This window comes from Lysinibacillus sp. VIII_CA, assembly GCF_049943995.1.
In the GTDB taxonomy this organism is placed as follows: domain Bacteria; phylum Bacillota; class Bacilli; order Bacillales_A; family Planococcaceae; genus Lysinibacillus; species Lysinibacillus pinottii.
In genome coordinates, this window is sequence record NZ_JBNFXM010000031.1 from 18,886 (window position 1) to 28,009 (window position 9,124).

Annotated in this window: 8 protein-coding genes; 2 read left to right on the plus strand and 6 right to left on the minus strand. The window is 40.1% G+C overall.

The features are described from left to right. The first annotated feature begins 129 nt into the window (after nucleotides 1-129). Together ACP3VS_RS23120 and ACP3VS_RS23125 are read left to right on the plus strand one after the other, a co-directional pair. Complete coding sequence (locus ACP3VS_RS23120) at nucleotides 130-987, plus strand: LysR family transcriptional regulator (protein WP_036215761.1); 858 nt, start codon at nucleotides 130-132, stop codon at nucleotides 985-987. Between the two features lie 122 nt (nucleotides 988-1,109). After that, nucleotides 1,110-1,979: a DMT family transporter gene (locus ACP3VS_RS23125; protein WP_012294100.1), complete on the plus strand. Its 870-nt coding sequence runs from the start codon at nucleotides 1,110-1,112 to the stop codon at nucleotides 1,977-1,979. A gap of 35 nt (nucleotides 1,980-2,014) precedes the next feature. Here ACP3VS_RS23125 and ACP3VS_RS23130 read toward each other — a convergent pair whose 3' ends face one another. From ACP3VS_RS23130 to ACP3VS_RS23155, 6 genes are all read right to left on the minus strand, one after another. Beyond that, nucleotides 2,015-3,004, minus strand: coding sequence for a sensor histidine kinase (locus ACP3VS_RS23130; protein ID WP_031419885.1), 990 nt, complete (start codon nucleotides 3,002-3,004; stop codon nucleotides 2,015-2,017). Then, nucleotides 2,988-3,671, minus strand: coding sequence for a response regulator transcription factor (locus ACP3VS_RS23135; RefSeq protein ID WP_036166250.1), 684 nt, complete (start codon nucleotides 3,669-3,671; stop codon nucleotides 2,988-2,990). The genes ACP3VS_RS23130 and ACP3VS_RS23135 overlap by 17 nt, the downstream gene beginning before the upstream one ends. Before the next feature lies 1 nt (nucleotide 3,672). Then, the gene (locus ACP3VS_RS23140) at nucleotides 3,673-4,656 is read right to left on the minus strand and encodes an alpha/beta fold hydrolase (protein WP_031419882.1); all 984 of its coding nucleotides are present in this window, start codon (nucleotides 4,654-4,656) and stop codon (nucleotides 3,673-3,675) included. A 148-nt stretch (nucleotides 4,657-4,804) separates the two neighbouring features. Continuing rightward, nucleotides 4,805-5,227 carry a DUF1801 domain-containing protein gene (locus ACP3VS_RS23145; RefSeq protein WP_031419881.1) on the minus strand — a complete coding sequence of 141 codons (423 nt, stop codon included), beginning with the start codon at nucleotides 5,225-5,227 and terminating at the stop codon, nucleotides 4,805-4,807. A 48-nt stretch (nucleotides 5,228-5,275) separates the two neighbouring features. After that, nucleotides 5,276-7,087: an ABC transporter ATP-binding protein gene (locus tag ACP3VS_RS23150; protein ID WP_426390127.1), complete on the minus strand. Its 1,812-nt coding sequence runs from the start codon at nucleotides 7,085-7,087 to the stop codon at nucleotides 5,276-5,278. Then, nucleotides 7,084-8,817 (minus strand): ABC transporter ATP-binding protein, encoded by a 1,734-nt coding sequence (locus tag ACP3VS_RS23155; RefSeq protein ID WP_426390129.1) that lies wholly within the window; start codon nucleotides 8,815-8,817, stop codon nucleotides 7,084-7,086. The genes ACP3VS_RS23150 and ACP3VS_RS23155 overlap by 4 nt, the downstream gene beginning before the upstream one ends. Between the last annotated feature and the right edge of the window lie 307 nt (nucleotides 8,818-9,124).

The following is a 9,124-nucleotide window of genomic DNA, read 5'->3' on the forward strand; positions in this document are numbered from 1 at the left end:
TAGCTATATACCGCTTTATTTGTGCAGTATCATTTAGATATCTTGAGTTTACGTTGACAGCTAGCATTCGTAAAATGGAGGAAAATGATAGCGGCTATCAAAAAATTTAATAGGTGTGTGACAAATAACATGAACATTGACGACATTGCCATCAAAATTGAGCTATTAGAAAGGCAAAATTTAAGTAAGTCTGCTGAAATCACCAACTATACACAATCGGCTCTAACCTCGAAGGTAAAGAAGATGGAAAGTGAAATTGGACAGGAAATCTTTAAACGAACACCTCAAGGCTTAAAGCTAACAGACGTCGGTGACCACTATTTACACTTTTTAAAGCAGGTGGCCCAACAATATGATGAATTTTTACAAACGGTTGGCTTTACGCAAGCACATATTCAATTTGGAACCTCCCATACGACGATTAAATTATATGGTGCGTCCATCATGAATGCGCTACAAACCAGTCATAGTCCTATTGATGTGGATTTCTTGGTGGAATCGAGTACATCGTTAAATCACAAAGTACATCAGGCGGAGCTAGACTGTGCATTAACGAGTAATCCATTGAAGCATTATGCTGATTTACACTATGATTTAATGACAACAGAAACCTTCGAAGTCATTTCGAGTCCTTCACATGTCATCGATTTTGACCAGCAAACGCCTGTGACACTCCTAGTCTTAAGTAAAGGCTGTATGTATTCGAAGGCATTAGCTGAATGGCTTACTCACAAAGAAGTCCCTTTTACGATGAAGGAAATTAAATCCGTAAGTAGTATTCTTGATTTTCTAGAAATCGAGCATACATTGGCCGTGTTAAATACGAGGTTACTAGCACTCTATCCATGTCCGGACCTGCACTTTTATGAAATGGAGACACTTAACAAGGTCATTGAGACTGTCTTCATTTATAAAAAGGAAAACCATAAGCATTCTTCTATACTGCAATTAAAGCAGGTCGTAGAATCCTTGCTTGAAAAGAAGTAACTAAGTAATCGATAGCTCAAATTGCTGTTTATGCGAATATTTTAAAAAGCCTATATTATTCAAGCAGACTGCACTATAATAGGTTTGATATTATTAATCTTGTAAATACATAGGAGTACATCATGTTTTATTACATCTCATTGTTTTTAGCAGTATTTGCTTTATCTACATCAGCTATTTTTGTGAAGCTTGCTGATGCCCCGCCGGCTATTACGGCTTTTTATCGACTATTTTTTGCGATGCTTGTACTCCTTCCCTTTTTAGTAGCTCAAAAGGGGCTACGACAAGAACTAGTTAACCTGTCTAAAAAACAGTGGGGACTGGGCATTCTATCAGGTCTATTTTTGTCCTGTCATTATGTTTTATGGTTCGAATCCTTAAACTACACATCAGTGGCCAGTTCCACAGTTATTGTCACGTTACAGCCATTATTCTCTTTAATAGGTAGCTATTTTTTATTTAAAGAGCGTTTTTCAAAAGGCGCTATTGTTGGCTGTTTGGTAGCGATCATTGGCTGTTTCATTATCGGCTGGCAGGATTTTCAAATTAGTGGACAAGCTCTTTATGGCGATATTCTAGCTTTTATTGCGGCTGGCATTATTACAGCCTACTTTTTCATCGGGCAATCTGTACGGAAGGATTTATCACTTATCACCTATTCGATTATCGGATATGGCAGTAGCTCAATCTTTTTAGCCATTTATGCGCTCTTTATGCAGGAACCGTTTTTCGACTACCCCGCATCCACATGGTGGTCCCTATTAGGACTGGCTGTAATTGCAACGATTTTTGGGCAAACGGTATTTAATTGGCTATTAAAATGGCTAAGTACGACAGTCATCTCTATGAGTATTTTAGGAGAAACAATTGGCACATGTATTTTAGCTTATTTTATTTTAGATGAAATGATTTCCGTGCAACAAGGGATTGGCATATTCGTCATTTTACTAGGACTTGCCCTCTTTTTACTCCAACAACGAAAGTCGGCATAATAAAAAAACAACGGCACATGATGTCCGTTGTTTTTTTATGACGGAGTAAAGCGAAAGGTCGTACCCTCCTCGGTGGATTGTAAAGAAACTACAATGTTCAAGGTTCTAGCAATATCTTGGATAATTTTCAGTCCAAGTCCGCTCTGTTCGACGTCAGAATGGAAGCCGATGCCATCATCAGACATCCATACTTCGCCTCCTTTAATCGTCACCACAAGTTTGGTTGCTTGGGCATGCTTTAACGTATTTTGGAAGACATTATCAAATAAACGTTGTAACCATAGTTCATTACTTGTCCAGATTGCCTCTGCATCCTTTGGATAAAAATGAAGAGCAATATTTTGCATGCTGTATAAATAACTCCATTTCCTAATCATAATCTCCAATAGTAAAGCTGGCCGAACTTCTTCCTGAACGACAAAGGAATTTTCGCTCGTATCAAAAGACTGGTATGGCAATTCATTCGTTAAATTCGCGATATACTGAATTTGTTCATTTAACGATTCCACCAGTTTTGGCTGCTCTTGTAGTTGATCTTCTAAATAAAACAATTGCAAACGAATCGCTGTCAAAGGGGTATGGATGTCATGTCTCAATTTTTGGAGTAGCTCTTTTTGGAGCTCCTGCTGTTGTGCTAACTCTAATTCCCGATAAGTCGTGCGCTCAATTAAAAGATTGACAGAATGAATTAACTGCCCTAATTCATCCTCACTGCTTACCGTTAACGTATCGGGTATCCGTTCATTACTCGCGAGTTCCCGGATTGTTTGATTGAGCATGGTAATTCTAGCTAATAATGAATGAATGGATGTGGAAAATAGTAAGGCAAGAATCCCTAAAGACAGTACAAATGCAAGAAGCATAACAGGATATGCAAAGGATTCATGGAATGGGATGCCATTATTTTTCGTTTTAAAAGCCTTGTTATAAAGTATGGACATAAACACACTAATACCTAATAAAACGACGGGCACACTCCCAATTGCTACAAATAAAAGGGTTCTATATTTAGTTTTTAACGTCATTTCTTAAATGGGTATTTAGACGATACCCTTCTCCATATATATTTTGTACAATCATGCCTGTTGAATCATCCAACTTTGTCCGAATCTTTTTTATGTAGACATTAAGAATATTATGATTACGATCATCCAACGGCCATAAATAATCAAAAAAGTGTTCCTTTGTTAAAACTCTGTCACGGTTATCAAATAAATAAAAGAAAATTTTTCGTTCTATTGCCGTTAATGAAATTTCGTTTTGAAGATGTTGATGAAATACTTTTCGATGCTCTCCGTCAATGAGTAAATGCTGTATTTGTGTAAACGTTCCATATTGTTGCACTAGCATTTTTTGGATTCTCAATAATAGCTCCCTTGGATCAAACGGCTTTGTCAAATAATCTTCACCAACGGTTAAACCTTCTAGTTTGCTTTCAATATCACTACGTGCCGATAGAAAAATGATAGGAATATTTAAGCCTAGTTGTTTAATATTTCTGCTTAATTGGTAGCCATCCTCTCCTGGTAGCATAATGTCCATAATGACTAAATCTACATCATGAATGAGCCTCATTACATCTCTGCCATCTGTTTTCCACACGGCCTCATAGCCTTCACGATGCATTATTTTTTGAAGTAAATCACCAATCATGTGATCATCTTCTACAATTAAAATTCGAAATCCTTTCATGTTAACGACCTCTCTCATCAGCATTCGTTTTCATAAAATCCATCGCTAGTTGATAGATTGCATCTGGTTGATACAGGTATATACTATGGGTGCCACTTACCTCTTTCACTACGGCATGAGTGAATTGCTTCGCAAAGTCTGCGTAATCCTGCCGGTTTTGCTCTGTATATTTTGAATGTACATTTTCCTTGGAAATAGCATCCACGATTAACATTGGGGTTTCTTGCGGCAATGGAAGCTGTTCTGATTGTAAACTATTTTCATAGACGTGTAACAGCTCATTTTTCATATCTTCATTAAAAAATTGCTTAAAGGACAACGCCTGATAGATTTCCTTTTCCTCAGTCGTTAAAAAGGACATGTTCAGAACTTGTGGATTATATACCTGTGATGGCACTAGGCGGTGTAAACCAACGCTAGTAGCTAGACTTACCCCCTTCACCATCCATCTATCGAAGGTGCTCATTTTATGCTTTACATATTGACTAGGTAAGCCAATATCCAGAGCGATAATCCCCTTCACTTCTTCTGGGTATTTTTGTGCCCAGTAAATCGCTTCAAGTCCTGAAATAGAGTGAGGAACAAGAATATAGGGCGGCTGGAGCCCGCTTGCCAGAAGAGCCTCCCTTGTTTGCATAAGAATGGTATCAATAGCTCTTTCATCATGGGCAATTTCACTAAAGCCATAGCCTGCTCGGTCCACTACAGCAATTTGATGGTGCTGCGAAAACTTACTATAAAGCCCCTTTAACTCATAAACAGGGGCTGCAATGCCTGACCCTGCCATAAAAACATACGTATCCTCCCCAGCCCCCTCCCGATAGACATTCATGCTCTGACCATCAATATTTACCATCATGCCTTTATTACGTAAAATGGCCTCCTCCTTTTGGGTCAAACTATAGTGGTACATACTGACGGCTACGATACCGATCGATACGATGAACACCAAATAAATAAACATTTTCTTTATGATATTTTTCATACGCCTCTCCTCTCCGTTGATACTTGTAAGGATACATACGAAAAATAAATATCTCATTAAATTTTATTAACCTATTTGCTAGGTAAGTTGAAATTCTTGTCTATGAACACAAAAAAGCTGCCTACATCATGTGGCAGCTTTCTTTGAGTCATTCATTTGGATAGGTTTTCTGTAAAAAGGCGATAGACTGTTGAATAAGAGCCTTTAAAATAGTTTCTTCAACATCAGCGAGTTTATTAATATAAACGCAAGCTTTCCCTGTTGTGTGTTTACCAAACTGCTGTAATAGCTGCTCTCGCTCACGATCACCTGGTGCAAAGTATAAACTAATTTTTGCCTTGCGAGGGGAGAATCCGACAAGTGGTGCATCGCCTTCATGGCCTGTTTGGTATTTGTAATGATAATGACCAAACCCAATAATACTTGGTCCCCACATTTTAGCCTCGTAGCCAGAGACCTCCGTAAAAATATCCAGTAGTCGATAGGCATCTTCCCGTTTTTTTGGATGATCGACACTTTCAATAAATTCAATGACACTTGCATCGGTTTCTTTCGTCTTTAATTCATACATGTGTATCCCTCGCCTTCACAAAATTGCATTGTTCATCCCTATTATTCCCTATTCTGCCTGCTCTAACAATAGCTTTTGTTGGAGTTGACGATACATCCCTTGTTGTTCCATCAACGCTTGATGATTGCCTTGTTCAATAATTACGCCCTGCTGTATAACGAGAATGTTATCCGCATTCTCAATGGTTTTCAAACGATGGGCGATGACAAAGCTGGTGCGACCCTGCATTAAATGCTGTAAGCCCTTTTGAATATCGACTTCCGTTTGCGTATCCACACTGGATGTCGCTTCATCTAAAATTAAAATATCCGCGTTCTCCAAAATAGCACGGGCAATAGCAATGAGCTGGCGTTGTCCCTGACTTAAATTAGCGCCACCCGCTTGAACAGGCGTATCGTATTGTATAGGTAAATATTTTATAAAATGATGGGCATTCGCAATCTTTGCTGCTTCCACAACCTCAGCATCCGTCGCATCCAACTTTCCAAAGCGAATGTTATCACGAATTGTGCCAGAGAACAAATAGGTATCCTGTAAAACCACACCTACCCTTTGGCGAATCGTAGACATTTTATAGTGTTCAATATTGTGCCCATCAATTAAAATTTCACCCTGATCCACGTCATAAAAACGTGTTAGTAAATTAATAATGGTTGTTTTCCCTGAGCCAGTAGGCCCAACAAGAGCTATCGTTTCTCCTGCCCTTACGTGGAAGTTAATGTTTTGGAGAATGGGCTTCCCTTGCTCATAGCTAAACGATACTTGCTTGAAATCGACATCTCCTTTTAAGGACGGAGCCTCAATAGCCTCAGGTCGATCAGCTACCTCTGATGGTTCATCTACTATTTCAAATACACGCTCTGCTCCAGCAATAGCCGACTGAAAGGTGTTTAAAAGGTTTGATAATTGATTGAGCGGGCGAAAAAATTGCCTTGTATAGGTGACAAATGCAGCGATAATACCAACTGTTACATACCCTTTCACCGCTAAAAGAGCTCCTGTCCCGATCACTATCGCAAGGCCAAGGTTATTCATAAAGTTATTAATAGGTCCTAATAAGCCTGATGTAATCTCTGCGCGTAGTGCGGATTTTCGCAAGTTTTCATTTTGCTGATGGAACGTGTCAATGGATTGCTGTTCCTTGCCAAATAGCGTGAGTACCTCTGCACCTGTCATCATTTCCTCAATATAGCCATTCAGCTTACCAAGATCTCGTTGACGCGCCGCATAATTTTTACTGCTGCGCTTGATAATTTGCTTAGTAGTGAAAACGATAAGCGGAATAATGATTAAGGTAACAATCGCTAATGGCCAGCTTAATGTGAACATGGCAATACTAACACCCACGACCGTTAAGATGGATGATACAATTTGCGTCACACTTTGAGCAAGCGCTGTATTTAAATTATCGATATCATTTGTGACACGACTCATTAAATCACCGAGCGCACGCTGGTCAAAAAATCTTAATGTGAGCGTTTGTAGCTTTTGAAACAGCTCTAGACGCAATGTCCGAATCGTTTTCATCGCCACATGAATCATGACATAGGTTTGCAGCCATGTCAGAATCGATGCTACCGTAAAAATCACAGCTAATACGATTCCTAGTCGGATGGTCCCATCTATATCTTTTTTCATAATGTAATCATCAATGATATGGCCTATCAAATAGGGTCCCACCAAGCTTAAAAAAGTGGAAGCGATCACCAAGAAGATCGAAAAATACAGTCCTATTTTTTGCTGTTTGACATAGTGCCAAACTCTTGTCAGTGTTGCCTTTTGATTTTTCGCTCTTTCAGCTGGCCCACCTATACGAGGCCCTCGCCCAAAATTCATTTGCTTTGCTTGATGTTGACTCATTCTTCTTCACCAGCCTTTTGCTGTGACGCGTAAATTGCTTGGTAATGTACATTGTTTTGAAGTAGCTGTTGATGCGTCCCTTGCCCAACCATCTCGCCATCCTCTAAGACAACTATGATATCTGCCTGCTGTATCGAGGCAATTTTTGATGCTACAATCAATGTCGTCGTGTCTTGAAAATGCGCAGCAATGGCCTGCTGCACATGTTTTTCTGAAGCACTATCAAGGGCTGAGGTTGTATCATCCAGCACGAGAATAGCTGGCTTTCGAACGAATGCTCGGCTTAAAGCTAAGCGTTGCTTTTGCCCACCTGAGAGATTCGTTGCTCCCTGTGACAACTCATGTGCTAAGCCCTTATCAAGGCGCTCCACAAATTCGCTGGCACAGGCAGCATCTAATGCCTGTTGTATTTCCTCTGCCGTTGCCCGTTCGTTACCAAGGCGTATATTTTTTTCAATCGTCCCAGAAAACAATAAGGCCTTTTGTGAGGTAAATCCTATATGGTCCCGTAACGTGGATAAAGAATATGCTAAAAGGGGTTTACCATCTATGTAAATAGCTCCTTCTGTTGGATCGAATAAGCGCGGTAAAAGCTTTACAAGTGTTGATTTACCGCTACCTGTTTTCCCAATAATACCAACTGTTTGCCCTGGTTTCACAGAAAACGAAATGTTTTTAAGAACATCCTCTGCTGTATCATAGTAACGATAACTCACATGGTCAAATTCAATGGCCCCTTTTATCGAATCTGTCCTTGCAAGTTCTGCCTCTTTCACGGCAATATCCATATTTAAGACATCCACAATTCGTTCTCCTGAAGGCAATGCACGCGCAATTTGCATCAGCACCATACTGGAAGACATTAAGCCATTTAAGATAATGGTTAAGTAGTTGATAAATGCGAGAATAACCCCAACCTTTAATGTACCTGCCTCAACCTTAACGGCACCAAGCCAAAGTGCCGCGACAATCCCAATGTTAACGACGAACATGGTAAATGGCACAAGCGCCCCTACAATTTGTTCTGCAGTGATGAAACGTTTTGTCAGCCCATCATTTAGCTCACTAAATTGGGATACCTGTTGGGTTTCCCGACGAAAGGCTTTAACGACACGGATACCCGCTAAATTTTCCTGTAGCTTCGTATTCACCGCATCAATAGCCTCTTGTACGCGACGATACAGCAGACCCGAATACTTCGTGAAAAAATACATAGCCACAATCAAAATCGGCACAATAATAAGAAGTATGGAAAAAAGTTCCCGTGCTGTTACAAACACGATAATGACTGCCCCGATAAAGAGTAGCGGCCCACGCACAAAAATACGCAGCGTCATCATAAACGCGCGTTGAAGGCTTTCAACATCGCTCGTTAAAATGGTAATTAGCTTGCCAGTCGTAAAGGCATCCCGTTCTTTAGCTGAATACGTCATCATTTTCTGATAGAGAGCTTGCCGAACATCCGAAGCAAAATGAATCGCCGCCTTCGAGCTATAATACGAGCAACCAACCCCACCAACAAGCCCAAGTACTGCACTTGCTAGCATCCATACAAACATACTCAGCACATAAGCATGATCACCATTGACAATCCCTGTATCAATCATATGCTGCATAATGGTCGGCTGAATTAAATCCATTGTCACCTCCAGCACCATTAAAAGAGGAGCTATAAAGGTGAAAAATTTATAGGGCTCCAAATACTGCCCTAGCTGTTTGATTGCCTGCATACATTCGTCTCCGTTCTATTTAAATCCCACTCGTTCCTCATTATAACTGAAAACCATTCCCATTTGACAATATTTTTTCGAGACTCGTAATATTCGAGATTTAACTAAATGAGGAGATATCGTCGAGCATATGGCTGATATCCATCCAAATAAAAAGCCCCCATGCCTATACAAAGGGCACTGAAAAAGTCCATATCTTTTTTTCATTTGGCACTGTGACTCTATTGTTGTTTTCCGAAGCATTCCGCTCGCTTTCCGCGGGCGAGCGCCGAGTCTCCTCCTACGCTTCGCTTCGTGCGGGGTCTCG

Excerpts from the sequence above, each read along its gene's own strand:
- ACP3VS_RS23125 (WP_012294100.1), top strand. The coding sequence starts at position 1,110 with ATGTTTTATTACATCTCATTGTTTTTAGCAGTATTTGCTTTATCTACA.
- ACP3VS_RS23135 (WP_036166250.1), bottom strand. The coding sequence starts at position 3,671 with ATGAAAGGATTTCGAATTTTAATTGTAGAAGATGATCACATGATTGGT.
- ACP3VS_RS23145 (WP_031419881.1), bottom strand. The coding sequence starts at position 5,227 with ATGTATGAATTAAAGACGAAAGAAACCGATGCAAGTGTCATTGAATTT.
- ACP3VS_RS23155 (WP_426390129.1), bottom strand. The coding sequence starts at position 8,817 with ATGCAGGCAATCAAACAGCTAGGGCAGTATTTGGAGCCCTATAAATTT.
- ACP3VS_RS23120 (WP_036215761.1), top strand. The coding sequence starts at position 130 with ATGAACATTGACGACATTGCCATCAAAATTGAGCTATTAGAAAGGCAA.
- ACP3VS_RS23130 (WP_031419885.1), bottom strand. The coding sequence starts at position 3,004 with ATGACGTTAAAAACTAAATATAGAACCCTTTTATTTGTAGCAATTGGG.
- ACP3VS_RS23150 (WP_426390127.1), bottom strand. The coding sequence starts at position 7,087 with ATGAGTCAACATCAAGCAAAGCAAATGAATTTTGGGCGAGGGCCTCGT.
- ACP3VS_RS23140 (WP_031419882.1), bottom strand. The coding sequence starts at position 4,656 with ATGAAAAATATCATAAAGAAAATGTTTATTTATTTGGTGTTCATCGTA.